This window comes from Streptomyces sp. WM4235, from assembly GCF_001279725.1.
In the GTDB taxonomy this organism is placed as follows: Bacteria; Actinomycetota; Actinomycetes; order Streptomycetales; family Streptomycetaceae; genus Streptomyces.
The window spans coordinates 47998-64865 of the sequence record NZ_LGDE01000282.1; the positions used below are offsets into that span (position 1 = coordinate 47998).

A 16868-nucleotide genomic window follows, 5' to 3' on the forward strand; every position below is an offset into this window, starting at 1 on the left:
GATAAAGATTTTTGCACTAACTTTGCACGGGTCGCGGGTCTTCCGACGCCCCCGCTCGTCGTCTCGTCCACGGGTGTTCGCCGACCTCCGGCGTCCGTCCCGCGCACACCTCTTTCAACGCCCGGTCCCATCTGCGGGTTCCCGACGTCAACGGATACAGTCACCGTTGCGCCAACTATGGGGACAGGAGAGGGTCATTAGCGGCAACCGGCAGACGAGCTGGGCGTTCGCCGACGCGTTTGTCGCCGAGGACGACGCTCTGCGATGGGCCCGCGACCGGTCCAGGGAGGCGGGACTGCGTTCGGTCTCGCCCGGAACCGGGGCCGCGCTGCGCCTGCTGGCCGCCACCGCGGACGCAAAGGCGGTCGCCGAGATCGGCACCGGCACCGGCGTCTCCGGCATCCACCTCCTCCACGGAATGCGCCCCGACGGGGTGCTGACCACCGTGGATCCCGAAGCCGACCGACAGGCCTTCGCCCGCCAGGCGTTCCGCGCCGCGGGCTTCGCGGTCAACCGGGCCCGCTTCATCCCCGGCCGCGCGCTGGACGTACTGCCGCGGCTCGCCGACGGCGGGTACGACCTGGTCTTCTGCGACGGGGACCCCACCGAGTCCCTCGACTACCTCGCGGAATCGTTGCGGCTGCTGCGGCCCGGCGGGCTGGTGTGCTTCGAGGGGGTCTTCTCGGACGGCCGCACGGTCGACTCCGCGGCCCAGCCCGTGGAGGTGCTCCGGGTCCGCGAACTGCTGCGCACCGTCCGCGAGACCCCCGCCCTGGAGGCCGCGCTGCTCCCCGTGGGCGACGGCCTGCTGTGCGCGGTCCGGCGCTGATCCCCCGCGCCCGTTCGCCCCGCGCGCCCGGGGGGCGATCTCGCGCACCCCTGGAACCGCGCGCCCGGCGACCACGCCCCGGGAACAACACTGCCCCGGCCGCGTGACGCGGCCGGGGCAGTGCAGAGAATGCATGGTGAAAGTACTGCCGACCGGTTAGCCGACGACCTTCTTCAGGGCGTCACCCAGGGCGTCCGCTTCGTCCGGAGTCAGCTCGACGACGAGCCGACCGCCGCCCTCGAGCGGTACGCGCATGACGATGCCCCGCCCCTCCTTGGTGACCTCGAGCGGGCCGTCGCCCGTCCGCGGCTTCATGGCCGCCATGCTCGTTCCCCTTCCTGAAACCAGCTCATCGTCAGCCGACGGCCCCATTCAGGCGCCTAGTACCCGGCATCGAACACATTGCTTCCCGGCCATTATCCCGCATGTCAGGACCCGATGACCAACATCGGTAGGGAACGCTTCGGCAACGCGCTTGACCAAAACCACTCATTTCGGGGACCCGCCTGCGATACTTCGCCGCTGCCTTGGCGACTGCCCTCGGCTTTATTGACGCACATCACATGCCCGGCCGGGTCCGGGTCCGCCATGCTGGCCCTTGCACCGCCCGATACCGGCCGGTAGCCAAGCCCGCGACGAAGGGGGACCCCCGCCATGGCCGACAGCGTGCTCTACGAAGTGACCGACGGACTCGCGACCATCACGATCAACCGGCCCGACGCGATGAACGCCATGAACACCGAGACCAAGGTCGCCCTGCGCGACGCGGTCGAGGCGGCCGGCTCCGACACGGCGGTACGGGCGGTCCTGCTGACCGCGGCCGGCGACCGGGCCTTCTGCGTCGGCCAGGACCTCAAGGAGCACATCGGGAACCTGGCCGCCGACCGCGAGACCGGCTCTTCGCTGACGATGAGCACGGTCGCGGAGCACTACAACCCCATCGTGCGGGCGCTCACGCAGATGCCGAAGCCGGTGGTCGCGGGCGTCAACGGGGTCGCGGCCGGGGCCGGCTTCGGGTTCGCGCTGGCGGCCGACTTCCGGGTGGTGGCCGACACGGCGTCGTTCAACACCTCGTTCGCGGGGGTCGCGCTGACCGCCGACTCGGGGGTGTCCTGGACCCTGCCGCGTCTGATCGGTGCCTCGCGCGCCGCCGACCTGCTGTTCTTCCCGCGGTCCGTGAAGGCCAAGGAGGCGTTCGAGCTGGGCATCGCGAACCGTCTGGTGCCGTCGGAGTCGCTGGCCGCCGAGGCCGAGTCCGTGGCCCGCGCCCTCGCGGCGGGCCCCACGGTGGCCTACGCGGCCCTCAAGGAGTCCCTGGCGTACGGGGCCTCCCACGGCCTCCCGGAGGCGCTCACCCGCGAGGACGAGCTCCAGACGCGCGCCGGGGCGTCCGAGGACCACGGGATCGCGGTGCGGGCGTTCCTGGCGAAGGAGACCCCGAAGTACCTGGGTCGCTGATCGGCCGACCGGCGGTCGGCCGATCAGGCGCGCACCGCGCCCCCGGCCGCCGGCGCGTCGGCGGCCGGAGCGCCGATCAGGATCCGTCGCGGGAGACGCAGCCGGCGAGGTGGTCGTTGACCAGACCGCAGGCCTGCATCAGGGCGTAGGCCGTGGTCGGGCCGACGAAGCGGATGCCGGCCTTCTTGAGTTCCTTCGCGAGGGCCGTGGACTCGTCGGTGATCGCCGGGACGTCGGCGACGGTCCTCGGCGCCCGGCCCGGCCGCTTCGGGGCGTGGGACCAGATCAGCTCCTCCAGCCGCCCTTCCTTCCAGCCCGCCAGGACCCGTGCGTTCGCCAGCGTGGCCTCGATCTTCAGCCGGTTGCGGATGATGCCCTCGTCCAGCAGCAACCGCGCCGCGTCGCTCTCGTCGAACCGTGCCACCGCCGCGATCTCGAAGTCCGCGAACGCCTTCCGGAAGCCCTCGCGGCGTCGCAGGATCGTGATCCAGGACAGGCCCGACTGGAACGCCTCCAGACAGAGCCGCTCGTACAGCGCGTCGTCCCCGTGGACCGGGCGGCCCCATTCCGTGTCGTGGTAGGCGAGGTAGTCCTCGGTGGACACGGCCCACGGGCAGCGCGGGTCGCCGTCGGGGCCGGCGACCGCGGAGCCGGTCATCGTCCGTCCTTGCCGAGGTCCACCCGGCCCGCCGCGGCGGCGGGCGCGTCGTCCTCGGCCGCGGCCGCGAGCCGCGCCGTGAGTTCCGCGATCCGCGCGTCGCGCTCCGCCAGCTCGGCGCCCAGCCGGTCCAGTACGTCGTCGACCTCGGCCATCCGGTAGCCGCGCGCGGCGACGGGCAGGCGGAGCGCGTCGATGTCCGTCCGGGCGACGGGGCGGGCGTCGGGCAGCCCGTCGGCGACCCGGTCCGGCTCGGCCTCGGGCAGGACCGCCTCGGCACCTCCACCGACGACCGCGAGGGTGACCGCGGCGACGACCACGACCAGCGCGATCAGCAAGAACCAGAACACGATCATCTCCCTGAGAGGCTTCCGGGCACCAGGTTAAGGTCACAGACGAGGCGAGAGGGTCGCCGAAGGAGGAAAGAGCGGGATGCTGCGACTGGGCAGGCGCGAGTTCGACACCGACGAGCCGGTGATCATGGCCATCGTGAACCGGACTCCGGACTCCTTCTACGACCAGGGCGCGACGTTCCGCGACGAGCCCGCGTTGGACCGGGTCGAGCAGGCGGTCGCCGAGGGCGCCGCGATCATCGACATCGGTGGGGTCAAGGCCGGTCCGGGCGAGCACGTGGACGCGGTCGAGGAGGCCCGCCGTACCGTCGGGTTCGTGTCCGAGGTGCGCCGACGCCACCCGGACGTGGTGATCAGCGTGGACACCTGGCGGCACGAGGTCGGCGAGGCCGTGTGCGAGGCCGGCGCCGATCTGCTGAACGACGCGTGGGGCGGGGTGGATCCCCGGCTCGCGGAGGTCGCCGCCCGGTACGACGTCGGCATCGTGTGCACCCACGCCGGTGGGGTCGAGCCGCGCACCCGCCCGCACCGGACCTCGTACGAGGACGTGATGGCGGACATCCTGCGCGTCACGGTGGGCTTGGCCGAGCGGGCGGCCTCGCTGGGCGTCCGGCGGGACGCGATCATGATCGATCCGGGTCACGACTTCGGGAAGAACACCCGCCACTCGCTGGAGGCCACCCGGCGCCTGGCGGAGATGACCGACACGGGTTGGCCGGTGCTGGTCTCCCTGTCCAACAAGGACTTCGTCGGCGAGACCCTCGACAAGCCGGTCAAGGAGCGCCTGCTGGGCACCCTGGCCACGACGGCCGTCTCGGCCTGGCTGGGCGCGCAGGTCTACCGGGTCCACGAGGTCGCGGAGACGCGGCAGGTCCTGGACATGGTGCGCTCGATCCAGGGGCTGCGGCCCCCGGCGGTCGCCCGCCGGGGACTCGCGTAGCGCGTCGGCGGAGCTACTTGCCGACTTCCTTGGTCACCAGCGCGATGGCCTCGTCCACGTCGTCGGTGACGTGGAAGAGGTACAGGTCGCGCTCGGAGGCCTTGCCCTGCGCGATCACCGTGTTCTTCAGCCAGTCGATCAGCCCGCTCCAGTACTCGGTGCCGAACAGCACGATCGGGAAGCGGGTGATCTTCTGCGTCTGGACCAGGGTCAGCGCCTCGAACATCTCGTCCAGCGTGCCGAGTCCGCCCGGCAGGACCACGAAGCCCTGGCTGTACTTCACGAACATCGTCTTGCGGACGAAGAAGTAGCGGAAGTTCAGACCCAGGTCGACGTGCTGGTTCAGGCCCTGTTCGAAGGGCAGCTCGATGCCGAGGCCGACCGAGATCCCGTTGGCCTCGCGCGCGCCCTTGTTGGCGGCCTCCATGGCGCCGGGGCCGCCGCCCGTGATGACGGCGAAGCCGGCGTCGACGAGCGCGTGCCCGATCCGTACGCCCGCCTCGTACTCCGGCGAGTCCACCGGAGTACGGGCCGACCCGAACACGCTGATCGCCGGCGGCAACTCCGCCAGCGTGCCGAAGCCCTCGATGAACTCCGACTGGATGCGCAGGACCCGCCAGGGATCGGTGTGCACCCATTCGGAGGGTCCGGCCGAGTCCAGCAGCCGCTGGTCCGTCGTACTGCCCGCCTGGACCTGACTCCGCCTGCGCAGCACCGGACCGAGCTGCTGCTCCTCGGGCCGACGACGAGCGTTCCCGCCGAGATTGCCGGGGTTGCCCATGATGTGCTCCCTCCTGCTGATCGTTGGATCAGGGTAGGCGCACAAAGGTGACGAGAAGCGGAATTCAGGAGGTCAGCCAGGCGCGGAGTCGTTCCTCGCAGTGCAGGATCGCCTTCGTCTCGACCCGCTCGTCGACCTTGTGGGCCAGCAGCGCGTCGCCCGGGCCGTAGTTGACCGCGGGGACGCCGAGGGCGCTGAAGCGGGAGACGTCCGTCCAGCCGAACTTGGGCATGGCCCGGCCGCCGACGGCCTCCATGAACGCCGCGGCCGCCGGGTGGGCGAGGCCGGGGAGGGCGCCGCCGGAGGAGTCGTCGACCACGAACTCGGCGATGTCGCAGTGCGCGAAGACCTCCTTGACGTGGGCCAGGGCCTGTGCCTCGTCGCGATCGGGGGCGTAGCGGAAGTTGACCGTCACCGTGCAGGAGTCCGGGATGACGTTGTTGGCGACGCCGCCCTCGATGCGGACCGCGTTGAGGCCCTCGTGGTACTCCAGGCCGTCGATGACGGGCTTGCGCGGTTCGTACGCGGCCAGCGTGGCGAGGATCGGGCTCGCGCCGTGGATGGCGTTGGAGCCCATCCAACTGCGGGCCGAGTGGGCGCGTTCGCCGCTGGTCCGCAGCAGGACCCGCAGGGTGCCCTGGCAGCCGCCCTCGACCTCGGCGTTGGAGGGTTCGAGCAGGACCGCGAAGTCGCCGACGAGCCAGTCGGGGTGGGCCTCGGCCACCTTGCCCAGGCCGTTGAGGTCGGCGGCGACCTCCTCCTGGTCGTAGAAGACGAAGGTGAGGTCCCGGTTCGGCTCGGGCACGGTGGCCGCGATGCGCAGTTGCACGGCGACGCCGGACTTCATGTCCGTCGTTCCGCAGCCCCACAGGACGTCGTTCTCGTCCAGTCGGGACGGGACGTTGTCGGCGATCGGCACGGTGTCGAGGTGCCCGGCGAGCACGACGCGTTCGGCGCGGCCGAGGTGCGTACGGGCGACGACGTTGTTGCCGAAGCGGTCGACGGTGAGGTGCGGGAGGCCGCGCAGCGCGTCTTCCACGAGGTCGGCGAGTACCTTCTCGTCGCCGCTCACGGAAGGGATGTCGACGAGCCGGGCGGTCAGCTCGGCAGCGTCCAGGGTGAGGTCCAGCTCGGATTCGGGCATGGAACCGACCCTAACGCCCGGGTCGCCGGGGGGCCCGGTCCGTCCGTCGGGTGGACGCGTCCCGCGGGCCCGTCCAAAAGCCCGTCCCGAGGCCCGTTGCGAAGTCGGGGGACTCGTCAGGCCGGCCCGTCACCCGCCTCAAGTACGGTGGGCCGCGTGTCCCGCACCGATCATCCCCGCCCGCGTCGCCGGCGGCCTTGGCCCAAGGTCGCCGGTCTGCTCGTGCTGCTCGCGCTCGGCGGGTACCTCGTCGTCCAGTACGAGTCGACCGGCGGTGACGGCCCCCCGTACTGCACGGCCCGGACCTCGGGGGCGGGCGCCGACGACGGCTCGGCCCAGACCTACGAGTTGTCCCCGGAGCAGGCGGCGAACGCGTCGACGATAGCCGCGGTCGGCGTCTCGAAGGGGCTTCCGGAGCGGGCGGTGACGATCGCGCTGGCGACCGCGATGCAGGAGTCGGCGCTGCGCAATCTGGATCACGGCGACCGGGACTCGCTCGGGCTGTTCCAGCAGCGGCCCTCGCAGGGGTGGGGTACCGCGGAGCAGATCATGGACCCGGTGTACTCGGCGGGCATCTTCTACGACCGGCTCGCCGAGGTGAAGGGCTACTCGCGGCTCCCCCTGACGGTGGCCGCGCAGAAGGTGCAGCTCAGTGGTTTCCCGCAGGCGTACGCGAAGCACGAGCCGGACGCGGTGGTGCTGACCGCGGCGTTCGGCGGCGAGGGCTCGGTGGACTGCGGCGGGCCCGCTCCCACCGCGCCGGGCGATCCGGAGCGGGTGCGGACGGAGCTGACGCGGATCTTCGGCAAGCAGATGCGGCTCGACGCCCGCGCCGAGCCGGCGACCGCCGGGGAGTCCGGACCGGTCGGGCAGAGCGAGGTCGCGGTCGCGCCGACGCGCGGCACCGACGAGGCCGAGCGGCGGCGCAATCGGCTGGTGGCGCAGTGGGCGGTGGCCCACGCGCGCGACATGGGCATCGCCCGGGTGTCGTACGCCCCGGGGAGCTGGGTCGCGGGCGAGTCCGACGGCCGGTGGCGGGCGAAGGGCGGGGCGGGGGCCGGGGCCGGCGACGCGCCCACCGCGGGGTCCGACGGGGTGCGGATCTTCCTGGCGCGCTGAGGCGAGCCGCCCGACGCGAGGCCGATCGAAGGCGGCGTGGACGGGGGCTCGTTCACGGGCTCGTTCAACGGGCTCGCCGACGGGCTCGTTCAGACGTGCGGGACGTCCCCCGTGCGGGGGTGACCGGTTCGGGGGACCTCGGGGGGTCGGGTCGGACAGAACACCTGGTGGGCGCGCGTCCGGTGCGCTTTTCCCGGAAGCCGATTAAACGATGCGTTACTGATCCTTTACCCGACGGGTCCGCAACTTCGCCCGCCCTGCGAGCGGTTGTACACGGCGTACTCAGCCGCTACCGCTTAGGAGCAACATGTCCCTCCCCCTGACCCGTCGGATCGCCCGTGCCGCGCTGCTCCTCGCAGCCGGCGCAGCTCCCGTGGTCGGTGCGGCCGGCGCGGCCAGTGCCGCGGGCCTGGAGTCCGTGCCGCAACTGGGCACGCTCACCGCGCCGGACGCCGCCGACGGCGCGGGCGACACCGCCGCGACCGCCACGAACGCCGTGACGAAGGCCGCACCGGCCGAACTGACCGGCGCGGCCGGCCCGCTGCTGGCCGGCCTGCCGACCTCGGGGCTGCCCACTTCGGGGCTGCCCACCGAGGCCCTGCCGACCGACGCGCTGCCCACCTCGGGGCTGCCCTCGGCGCAGACCCTCCCGCTGGGCGGCCTGCCGCTGGCCGGCGGCCTGGGCGGCTGACCACCGCGCGGACAAGGAACACCGAGGGGCCGGGAGCACGAACTCCCGGCCCCTCGGGCTGTCCGCGGCGCCGCGCGGGCCGCTCCCGGCTCAGCCGAGGCGCTTGACCGCGGCCTCGACCCGTTCGTCGGTGGCGGTGACGGCGACGCGGACGAAGTTCGCGCCCGCCTCCCCGTAGAAGTCGCCCGGGGCGACCAGGATGCCCAGTTCGGCGAGGTGGGCCACGGTCTGCCAGCAGGGCTCGTCGCGGGTCGCCCACAGGTACAGGCCGGCCTCGCTGTGCTCGATGCGGAAGCCGTGCGCCTCCAGGGCGGTGCGCAGCGCGTCGCGGCGGGCCGCGTACCGGGCGCGCTGCGCGGCGACGTGGGCGTCGTCGCCGAGGGCCGCGACCACGGCGTTCTGGACGGGGGCGGCGGTCATCATGCCGCCGTGCTTGCGGATCTCCAGCAGCTCGCCCAGCACCGCCGCGTCACCGGCGATGAAAGCGGCCCGGTACCCGGCGAGGTTGGAGCGCTTGGAGAGCGAGTGGACGGCCACGATGCCCTCGTACGAGCCGCCGCACACGTCGTCGTGGAGGACCGAGACGGGGTCGGTGTCCCAGCCCAGTTCCAGGTAGCACTCGTCGCTGAACAGCAGGACGCCGTGTTCGCGCGCCCAGGCCACGATCCGGATCAGGTCTTCCTTGGGGATGACCTTGCCGGTGGGGTTGGACGGGGAGTTGAGCCACAGCAACTTCACGCCGGCGGGGTCGAGTTCGGTCGGGTCGTCGTACACGACGGCCTCGGCGCCGCACAGGCGCGCGCCGACCTCGTACGTCGGGTAGGCGAGCCGGGGGTAGGCCACCTTGTCGCCCGCGCCGAGGCCGAGTTGGGTCGGCAGCCAGGCCACCAGTTCCTTGGAGCCGACCACCGGCAGCACGTTGCGGTGCCCGGCGGCGCTCGCGCCGAGGCGTCCGCGCAACCATCCGGTGATCGCGTCGCGCAGCGCGACCGTGCCCCACACCGTCGGGTAGCCCGGGGAGTCCGCGGCCTCGATCAGGGCGCGCCGGATGACCTCGGGGACCGGGTCGACGGGCGTGCCGACCGACAGGTCGACGATCCCGTCCGCGTGGGCGACCGCCGTCGCCTTGTACGGCTCCAGCTTGTCCCAGGGGAAGGCGGGAAGACGGTCGGATACTGCGGCCACGGTGGTCTCTGCTCTCTCTGGGTGCTGGATCGGGGCGGTGCGGCCGGGTCACTGCGCTCGCACCGCCGCGGAAACGGGTCGGTCCCGCCGGCGCGAAAGCCGTACGGGACCGAAGCACGCGTTCGTCCCCCGGACACCGTCCGGGGGGACCGCCGGGAGGCGGTGGCCGTCAGTGGCCCTCGCCCATGGGCGGCAACGCGGCGACGAAGGGGTGATCACGCTCGATCAGGCCCAGCTTCGAGGCACCACCGGGCGAACCGAGCTCGTCGAAGAACTCGACGTTCGCCTTGTAGTAGTCCTTCCACTCCTCCGGAGTGTCGTCCTCGTAGAAGATGGCCTCGACCGGGCAGACCGGCTCACAAGCACCACAGTCGACGCACTCGTCCGGGTGGATGTACAAGGACCGCTGGCCCTCGTAGATGCAGTCGACGGGGCACTCTTCGATGCATGCCTTGTCCTTGACGTCGACACAAGGCTCCGCGATGACGTAGGTCACGCTCTCGTTCCTCCTCGGTAGGGCTTTCCATATCGCGCGGGAGCGCGGCGTCGTCGATGCCCGCACCTAGTATCTCCGTTCCCGGGCACGATCCGAACAGGAGGGGCGGACAGAGCTGTGGAAATCACTGCCGGTGGGCTGCTGGAGATCCGTATCACCCCCGCTGACGTGGGTAAACGAGTCTCTGTACGACGGGTGGAGGCCGGGCGGAGCGACTCCCCCTCGTTCACGGACACGGTCGGTGTTCTCACATCATGGTACGAAGGTGTGCTCACGATCACACGCAAGGACGGCACGTCCGTCCGGATCGCGGAATCCTCGCTGGTGGCGGGCAAGACGGTGCCCGCCGCGCCGGCCCGCCGCAGGGGTCCCGCGGCCTCCTTCGAGGAGCTCGCGCGGGTGACGGCGCGGGCCTGGCAGCCGCTGGAGAGCGAGCCGCTGGGCGAGTGGACGCTGCGTGCGGCGGGGGGCTTCACCCGGCGGGCCAACTCGGCGCTTCCCCTGGGTGACCCGGGGATACCCGTCCCGGAAGCACTCGCGCGGGTGACGTCCTGGTACGCGGAACGCGGACTTCCGGCGTATGTGCAGGCCGCGACGGGCGCCGCGGGCACCCAGGAGCTGCTGTGCGCGGAGCTGGAGCGGCTGGGGTGGGTCAACGAGGTCTCGGCGCAGGTGCGGATCGGGGCGCTCGCGCCGGTCGCGGACGTGGACGCGGACGTGTCGGACGTACGGCTGCTGCGCGCACCGGACGAGCGGTGGCTGGCCCGCTACGGGAAGGTCCGCGACCCCGACCTGGCGCGGCGGATGCTGGTCGAGGGGCCCTCGGTGTGGTTCGCCGTGCTGGGCGGCGGCCGGGCGATCGGGCGGATGGTGGTGGACGGGCGCTGGGCCGGTTTCGGCGCGGTGGACGTCGATCCGGGGCACCGGCGGCAGGGCCTGGCCACGGCGGTGATGGCGGCGTTGTCGCGGCGGGCCCTGGAGGAGGGCGCCTCGGCGGCCTGGCTCCAGGTGGAGGCGGAGAACCCGGGCGCGCGGGCCCTGTACGACGGCCTGGGCTTCGCGACGCACCACGCGTACCACCACTTCCGGGCGGCGGCGTGAGTTCCGCCTCGCGGGCCCGGTTCGCGGAAGAGGCCCGCTCGGAGCGGCCGGACCTGGCCCTGCTGTGCCTGCTGCTGGCGGCGGAGGCCGACCCCGACCTCGACGAACGCGGCATCGACTGGGCTCAGATCGAACTCGACAGGCTGGCGGGCATGCTGCCGTACGGCCTGCGCGGCGGTCGGGCCTGGGCCTCGGCCGTGACGGAGCTGCTGGGTGGCCGGCTGGGCTTCCACGGCACGCCGGCGGACTACGAACGGTTGTCGTCCTCCCTGCTGCACCAGGTGCTGCGGCGGCGCCGGGGCCTGCCGATCCTGCTGTCGGTGGTCTGGCTGGAGGTGGCGCGGAGGGCGGGCGCGCCGGTGTACGGGCTGGGCCTGCCGGGGCATTTCGTGGTGGGTTTCGGCGACCCGGAGGAGGGGGTGGTCGTGGACCCGTTCGCGGGGGGCGCCTCGCTGGGCGCCGGCCCCGCGGAGTCGGCCGCGGAGCCCCGGACGCCGGCGCGCACGTTGGACGTCGTGCTGCGGATCCTGAACAACATCCGGGCGTGGGCCGCGACGCGGCCGGAGCACTCGGCGGTCGCGCTGTGGGCGCTGGACCTGTCGCTGCTGCTGCCGTCGCACCCGGCGTCGCTGCGCTACGAGCGGGGGCGGCTGCTGGTGGAGCGGGGCGAGTTCGTGACGGGGGCGGTGGAGTTGGAGGCGTACGCGGAGGTGGTGGACGCGGTGGACGCGGGGGCGGCGGCCCGGATCCGCGCGGAGGCCGTGTCGGCCCGGGCCCTCCTGAACTGAGGTCCGGACCGGGGGCCGGTCAGAGCCAGCCCTTCTCGCGGGCCGTGCGGATGGCCTCGGCGCGGTTGCGGGCCGCGAGTTTCTGGATCGCCGTCGAGAGGTAGTTGCGGACGGTGCCCGGAGACAGGTGCAGACGTTCGGCCAGTTCCGTGTTGGTCGCGCCGCGTTCCGCCGCCCGCAGGACCTCCCGTTCCCGGTCCGTCAGCGGGTTCGCGCCCTCCGCGAGGGCCGCCGCGGCCAGGATGGGGTCGATGACGCGCTCCCCCGCCAGGACCCTGCGTACCGCGTCCGCCAACTGCGCGGCCGGCGCGTCCTTGACGAGGAACGCGGAGGCTCCCGCCTCCATCGCGCCGCGCAGGTAGCCGGGGCGGCCGAAGGTGGTGAGGACGACGATGCGCAGCCCGGGCAGGGCCGTCCGCAGCGCGGCGGCGGCCTCGATGCCCGTCATGCCGGGCATCTCGATGTCCAGCAGGGCGACGTTCACGTCGTGGGCGCGGGCCGCGGCCACCACCTCGTCGCCGCGCGCGACCTGGACGAGGACTTCGATGTCGGGTTCGAGGCCGAGCAGCGCGGCCAACGCCTCCCGGACCATGGACTGGTCCTCGGCGAGGAGGATCCTGATGGGCCGTGAGGTCATGGGGTCGATCCTAGGGGGACACGGGCGAGCAGCCGGAAGCCGGTCTTGCCGGCGGGACCGGCCGTGAGGCTGCCGCCGACCGCCTCCAGGCGTTCCGTCAGTCCGGTCAGCCCGTTGCCGGCCTCGGCGGGGCCGCCCGATCCGTCGTCGTGGACGCTCAGTTCGGCCACCGGTCCCGCCAGGGTCTGTCGGATGTCGAGGGTGACGACGCACCGGCGCGCTCCGCTGTGCCGAACCACGTTGGTCACGGCCTCGCGCAGCGACCAGGCGAGGGCCGACTCGATCTCCTCCGGGAGTTCCCGCGTCCACTCGCCGGGCATGTCCGCCTGCACGCCCGCCGCGGCCAACGCGGTACGGGCGCCGGCCAGTTCGCCGGGCAGGGTGGGCCGTCGGTAGCCGTTCACGGCTTCCCGCACGTCGACCAGCGCCTGCCGGCTGACCTGCTCGATGTCCGCGACCTGCTGCGCGGCCGCCTCGGGCCGGTCCGGCAGCATCCGGCCCGCCAGCTCGCTCTTGAGCGTGATCAACGACAGCGAGTGCCCGAGCAGGTCGTGCAGGTCGCGGGCCATCCGAAGCCGTTCCTCGTTGGCGGCGAGTTGGGCGACCGTGGCCCGGGCCTGGCGCAGTTCCATCGTCGTACGGACCATGGCGCGGACGCCGACCATCGCGAACCCGCCCATCAGGGCCGGGATGAGCAGGCCGGCCAGGTACTGGTCCCCGCCCGGGACCGCGAGCGCCGTCACGCACAACAGGGCGGTCGCGCCGGGGACGGTCCAGCGGGCGATCTCCCCGGGCAGGGCGGCCCCGGAGGCGATGGCCACGTAGACGAAGAGCACGAGCCATTCGCGGCCCAGGGACAGGGACAGGATCATGGCCTGGGCGACCAGGACCGTCAGCGAGAACAGGACCCGGCGGACCGGTATCCGCCTGCCGCTGCGCAGGACCAGGACCAGGTACCAGGCGACGAAGGCCGCGAGGCCCAGGCCGCCGAGCAGTCGGGCCCCGAGGCTGTGTCCGCCGCGGATCAGGTCGATGACGGGGGCGCTGAGGTAGAAGAGCCACAGGCCCGTCCACAGCAGCTTCACGGTCCGCTGCCGGCGGTTCTCCGGCCGCATTCCGATCCGGGGGCCGCCGGCGCCCTGGATGTCCTCCCCGGGGGTCGTGTACCGGGCGTCCGTCTCGCTGGTCACCGTCATGCCTTCAGTGAGTCCTTGCGGTACAGCCAGGCGGCGGCACCGGTGAACAGTACGAAGTACACCGCGAGGATCGCCACGTCCTTGGCGTGCGGCGCGCCGCCGAGTTCGATGGCCTGGCCCAGGCCGGCGTAGGCGTGGGTGGGCAGCCACTCGCAGATGTTCCGCAGCCACTGCGGGAAGTTCGCGGTGGGCATCCACAGGCCGCCGAGGATCGACAGGCCGAAGTAGAAGAGCATCGTGATGGGTCGGACCGTGTCCCCACTGGCCAGGTAGCCGATGGCCACGCCGAGCGCGGCGAAGACCAGACTGCCGGCCCAGATGGAGCCGGTCAGCGCCAGCCACTGCCAGAGCTCGAACCGTACGCCCTTGACTCCGGCCGCGACCGCGAAGACGACCAGGATCGCGGGCAGCGAGAGGACGCCGGCACTGGCGGTCTTGGCGAGGACGTAGCCGCGTCCGGGCAGGGCGGTCAGCCGCAGTTGGCGGACCCAGCCCTTCTCGCGTTCCTTGGCGATGCGTTCGCTGTTGCCCATCAGGACGGCGGTCAGCGCGCCGAAGGAGGCCATGGCGACCATGTAGAAGGCGGGCATGGTCAGTTCGGTGCCCATGACCTTCGTCGTGCCGTCCAGGGTGCCGCCGAGCATCAGGAAGAGGGCGGCCGGATAGAGGACGGTGAAGAACAGGTACTTCTTGTTGCGCAGCGCGCGGGAGATCTCCAGCGTGACGAGCTTCGTCGTTCCGTTGTTCAGCATGACGCGTCGGCCTCCTCGGCCTCGGTGAGGGCGATGAAGGCCTGTTCGAGACCCAGCCCGGCGACTTCCAGGTTCCGGGGGTAGAGCCCCAGGGCGTAGACGGCGTGCACGGTCGCGTCGGCGTCGCGCGACTGGAGCCGGACGGTGTCGCCGTGGCGCTCGTAGGCGGTCAGGTGCGGGAGGGCGCGCAGCGTCGCCTCGTCGACCGGGTCGTCGGTGAGGTCGAAGGCGATCTTGCGGGCGCCCGCCTTGGCCTTGATCTCGGCGGCGGTGCCGTCGGCGAGCAGCCGGCCCTTGTTGAGGACCAGCACCCGGTCGGCTATCGCGTCCGCCTCTTCCAGGTAGTGGGTGGCGAACAGGACCGTGCGGCCCTGCGCGGCCTGCTCGCGCATCGTGGCCCAGAAGGCCTGGCGGGAGGTGACGTCCATGCCGGTGGTCGGTTCGTCGAGGACGATCAGGTCGTTGTGGCCGGCGGTGGCGAGGGCGAAGCGGACCCGCTGTTCCTGGCCGCCGGAGAGTTTGTTGACGAGCCGGTCGGCGATGGAGTCGACCCCGGCGCGGGTGAGCACCTCGTCGACGGGGAGCGGGCGGGGGTGCAGCGCGCAGCCCAGCGCGACGACCTCGCGCACGGTGACGTCCTCCATCAGGCCGCCGCTCTGGAGCATCGCGCCGACCCGGCCGGCGGCGATGGCCTCGCGGGGGGTGGTGCCGAAGAGCCGTACGGTGCCGGAGTCGGCGGGGCGCAGGCCGAGCAGCAGGTCGAGGGTGGAGGACTTGCCGGCTCCGTTGGGGCCGAGGAGCGCGACGGTCTCCCCGGGGTGGAGCACGAGGGAGAGCCCGTCGACCGCGCGGACCGCGCCGTAGCTCTTGGTCACGTCCTCGAAGCTCACCACCGGGCCGCCGGCGGATGTCGTGGCGGCGGCTGATTGCGTCGCGGTTGTCGTCGTCATGGCTCCAGGTTCGCCGGGCAGGGGGGTCGCGCGGCAGTGTCGCCGGTCGTGATCCCGACATGACGGTTGTCATGTCGGGGGCATGACGGAGCCCCCGCGCGATGCTCCGGCGGGGGCTCCGACCTGCGGTGTTCCTCGGTGGTCCGGCGTTCCTCGGTGGGTCAGCTCGGGTTGGTGTCGATGACCACGGTCCGCTCGGCGGGGGTCTTGCCGCGCAGGCCCTTGATGAGGGCGCCCGCGACGTCCTTCGGGGTGACGGCGGTCTTCGCGCCGGTACCCCGGGTGATCAGGACGCCGTCGAACGTGTTCGTGTAGGCCGCCTGCAGGGCTTCGAGGTCGTACTTCTCGACGAGGTGGCCGTCCACGGCCTGCATGCTGAGGATCTTGGGCAGCGACCGCTGGCCGAAGGCGATGGACTTGGGGCCCGCCTTGACGGTGACGATGCCGGACATCGCCGGTTCGGCGAACTCCTTCATCGCCTTGTCCAGTTCGGCCTTGCCGATGACCGGCTCCTTGGCGACGGAGGGCAGTTCGACGGGCTTGGCCTCGCCGGTGGCCACCAGTTCGCGGAAGGCCTTCGTGACCTGTTCCACGGAGCTGTCCACGTCGAGGGTGGTGCCGGCCTTGCCGGGGACGGCGACGGCCTTGCCCGTGTCGAACGTGATGGTGCCCTCGGTGGCCGAGTCGGCGGTGCCGGCCAGCTCCGTGAGGGCGACCCGCAGCTTCTCCTCGTCCACCGGCATGACGGCGTCGGCCCTGCGCTCGTTGCCGAGGAGGGAGCCGATGACCGTGATCGGGTTGTAGTCGCTGCCCGACGCGTTGCGGACGGTCGTCTGGCTGTCGAGGGTCAGGCCGGCCTTGTCGGGCTTGAGCTCGACCTGCTTGCCGCCGACGGTGAGCCGCAGCGGGGCGCTCGCGCGGCTGCCGAAGGCCGTCTCGACCTTGTTGACGGCGTCGTCGCGGGTGCCGCCGATGTCCACGCCGAGGACGGTGGTGCCCTTGGGGACGTCGGAGTGGTTCAGCAGCAGACCCGCGCCGTAGGCGACGCATCCGAGGGCGATGATGCCGCCGGCGATGATGACCAGCTTGGAGCGGGGCTTCTTCGAGGACGCCGCCGGGGCCTTGGGGGCCGGTCGGTTCTGGTTCGGCGGCTGCGTCGCCGCGGGGGTCGGGACGACCGGCCCGGCCCCGGGTCCGCCGCCCGGGCCGCCGGGGCGGGGCCCGCCGGGCATCGGGGCGCCGGACATCGGGCCGCCGACCGGACCACCGGGCATCGGCGAGCCGGGCATGGGAGCGCCGGGCATCGGGGCGCCGGGGCGCGGACCGCCGGACATCGGTGCGCCGGACATGGGTGAGCCGGGCATGGGTGCGCCGGGCATCGGGGCGCCGGGGCGCGGACCGCCGGACATCGGTGCGCCGGACATGGGTGAGCCGGGCATGGGTGCGCCGGGCATCGGGGCGCCGGGCATCGGCACGCCGGGGCGGGGCCCGCCGGGCATCGGGGCGCCCGGCATCGGTCCACCGGCCGGCGGGGCCTCCGGTCCGGGCCAGCGCGGAGCCTCGCCGCCGCGTACGGGCGCGGAGCCCATGGCGGGACCGGCGGTGGGTCCGGCGGGACCGGTGGGCTCGGTGAAGGCGGGGAAGGCCTCGGTGACGGGGCCGTTGTCGTACTCCGGGTAGCCCTGGGGGGCTCCACCGCCGGCGCCGGGCGGGAAGCCGCCGCCCTGACCGGGCGCGGGGGCGTTGCCGCGCGGGCCCGGGGGCGGTGGGGCGAAGCCGCCGCCCGCGGG

19 protein-coding genes are annotated in these 16868 nt (G+C 72.7%); 7 read left to right on the top strand and 12 right to left on the bottom strand.

The features are described from left to right. Window positions 1–166: 166 nt before the first annotated feature. The gene (locus tag ADK55_RS19585) at window positions 167–829 is read left to right on the top strand and encodes an O-methyltransferase (RefSeq protein WP_053680474.1); all 663 of its coding nucleotides are present in this window, start codon (window positions 167–169) and stop codon (window positions 827–829) included. Between the two features lie 156 nt (window positions 830–985). Here ADK55_RS19585 and ADK55_RS36550 read toward each other — a convergent pair whose 3' ends face one another. After that, the gene (locus ADK55_RS36550) at window positions 986–1153 is read right to left on the bottom strand and encodes a DUF3117 domain-containing protein (RefSeq protein WP_003966491.1); all 168 of its coding nucleotides are present in this window, start codon (window positions 1151–1153) and stop codon (window positions 986–988) included. A 330-nt stretch (window positions 1154–1483) separates the two neighbouring features. Here ADK55_RS36550 and ADK55_RS19590 point away from each other — a divergent pair, with 330 nt between their 5' ends. Then, entirely contained in the window at window positions 1484–2287 is an 804-nt protein-coding gene (locus tag ADK55_RS19590; RefSeq protein WP_053680476.1) for an enoyl-CoA hydratase/isomerase family protein, read from the top strand. A 76-nt stretch (window positions 2288–2363) separates the two neighbouring features. Here the strand turns inward: ADK55_RS19590 and ADK55_RS19595 are convergent, their stop codons facing one another. Together ADK55_RS19595 and ADK55_RS19600 are read right to left on the bottom strand one after the other, a co-directional pair. Next, window positions 2364–2945 (bottom strand): DNA-3-methyladenine glycosylase I, encoded by a 582-nt coding sequence (locus ADK55_RS19595; RefSeq protein ID WP_053680478.1) that lies wholly within the window; start codon window positions 2943–2945, stop codon window positions 2364–2366. Next, a complete protein-coding gene (locus ADK55_RS19600) occupies window positions 2942–3301 on the bottom strand; it encodes a DivIVA domain-containing protein (protein ID WP_063839570.1) in 360 nt (119 codons plus the stop codon). The genes ADK55_RS19595 and ADK55_RS19600 overlap by 4 nt, the downstream gene beginning before the upstream one ends. Window positions 3302–3377: 76 nt before the next feature. Here ADK55_RS19600 and folP point away from each other — a divergent pair, with 76 nt between their 5' ends. Further along, window positions 3378–4238: a dihydropteroate synthase gene (folP, locus tag ADK55_RS19605; RefSeq protein WP_053680480.1), complete on the top strand. Its 861-nt coding sequence runs from the start codon at window positions 3378–3380 to the stop codon at window positions 4236–4238. 13 nt (window positions 4239–4251) lie between these two features. Here the strand turns inward: folP and ADK55_RS19610 are convergent, their stop codons facing one another. Further along, entirely contained in the window at window positions 4252–5019 is a 768-nt protein-coding gene (locus ADK55_RS19610; protein WP_053680482.1) for a TIGR00730 family Rossman fold protein, read from the bottom strand. Between the two features lie 64 nt (window positions 5020–5083). Then, window positions 5084–6163: a succinyl-diaminopimelate desuccinylase gene (dapE, locus tag ADK55_RS19615; protein WP_053680484.1), complete on the bottom strand. Its 1080-nt coding sequence runs from the start codon at window positions 6161–6163 to the stop codon at window positions 5084–5086. A 156-nt stretch (window positions 6164–6319) separates the two neighbouring features. Here dapE and ADK55_RS19620 point away from each other — a divergent pair, with 156 nt between their 5' ends. Both ADK55_RS19620 and ADK55_RS19625 read left to right on the top strand, forming a co-directional pair. After that, on the top strand, window positions 6320–7282 hold the full coding sequence (locus ADK55_RS19620) for a hypothetical protein (protein WP_063839571.1): 963 nt from the start codon (window positions 6320–6322) through the stop codon (window positions 7280–7282). Between the two features lie 307 nt (window positions 7283–7589). Continuing rightward, the gene (locus ADK55_RS19625; RefSeq protein ID WP_053680489.1) at window positions 7590–7973 is read left to right on the top strand and encodes a hypothetical protein; all 384 of its coding nucleotides are present in this window, start codon (window positions 7590–7592) and stop codon (window positions 7971–7973) included. Between the two features lie 90 nt (window positions 7974–8063). On the opposite strand, the gene dapC is transcribed toward ADK55_RS19625, so the two are convergent. Further along, window positions 8064–9158 carry a succinyldiaminopimelate transaminase gene (gene dapC / locus ADK55_RS19630; protein WP_053680491.1) on the bottom strand — a complete coding sequence of 365 codons (1095 nt, stop codon included), beginning with the start codon at window positions 9156–9158 and terminating at the stop codon, window positions 8064–8066. Between the two features lie 169 nt (window positions 9159–9327). Next, window positions 9328–9654, bottom strand: a complete 327-nt coding sequence (gene fdxA, locus ADK55_RS19635; protein WP_008737202.1) for a ferredoxin — start codon at window positions 9652–9654, stop codon at window positions 9328–9330. Between the two features lie 117 nt (window positions 9655–9771). On the opposite strand from fdxA, the gene ADK55_RS19640 reads away from it, so the two are divergent. Both ADK55_RS19640 and ADK55_RS19645 read left to right on the top strand, forming a co-directional pair. Then, the gene (locus ADK55_RS19640; RefSeq protein ID WP_053680492.1) at window positions 9772–10755 is read left to right on the top strand and encodes a GNAT family N-acetyltransferase; all 984 of its coding nucleotides are present in this window, start codon (window positions 9772–9774) and stop codon (window positions 10753–10755) included. After that, window positions 10752–11543 (top strand): transglutaminase-like domain-containing protein, encoded by a 792-nt coding sequence (locus ADK55_RS19645; protein WP_053680495.1) that lies wholly within the window; start codon window positions 10752–10754, stop codon window positions 11541–11543. The genes ADK55_RS19640 and ADK55_RS19645 overlap by 4 nt, the downstream gene beginning before the upstream one ends. A 19-nt stretch (window positions 11544–11562) precedes the next feature. Here the strand turns inward: ADK55_RS19645 and ADK55_RS19650 are convergent, their stop codons facing one another. The 5 genes from ADK55_RS19650 to ADK55_RS19670 all read right to left on the bottom strand — a co-directional run. Further along, on the bottom strand, window positions 11563–12180 hold the full coding sequence (locus ADK55_RS19650) for a response regulator transcription factor (protein ID WP_053680497.1): 618 nt from the start codon (window positions 12178–12180) through the stop codon (window positions 11563–11565). Then, the gene (locus tag ADK55_RS19655; RefSeq protein WP_053680521.1) at window positions 12177–13295 is read right to left on the bottom strand and encodes a sensor histidine kinase; all 1119 of its coding nucleotides are present in this window, start codon (window positions 13293–13295) and stop codon (window positions 12177–12179) included. The genes ADK55_RS19650 and ADK55_RS19655 overlap by 4 nt, the downstream gene beginning before the upstream one ends. A 77-nt stretch (window positions 13296–13372) precedes the next feature. After that, on the bottom strand, window positions 13373–14128 hold the full coding sequence (locus tag ADK55_RS19660; protein WP_053680498.1) for an ABC transporter permease: 756 nt from the start codon (window positions 14126–14128) through the stop codon (window positions 13373–13375). Then, window positions 14122–15078, bottom strand: coding sequence for an ABC transporter ATP-binding protein (locus tag ADK55_RS19665; RefSeq protein ID WP_053680501.1), 957 nt, complete (start codon window positions 15076–15078; stop codon window positions 14122–14124). Before ADK55_RS19665 ends, ADK55_RS19660 begins: the two co-directional genes overlap by 7 nt. 161 nt (window positions 15079–15239) lie before the next feature. Continuing rightward, window positions 15240–16868: peptidoglycan binding domain-containing protein (locus ADK55_RS19670; protein ID WP_199826571.1), on the bottom strand; the 1629-nt coding region annotated here is incomplete at its 5' end.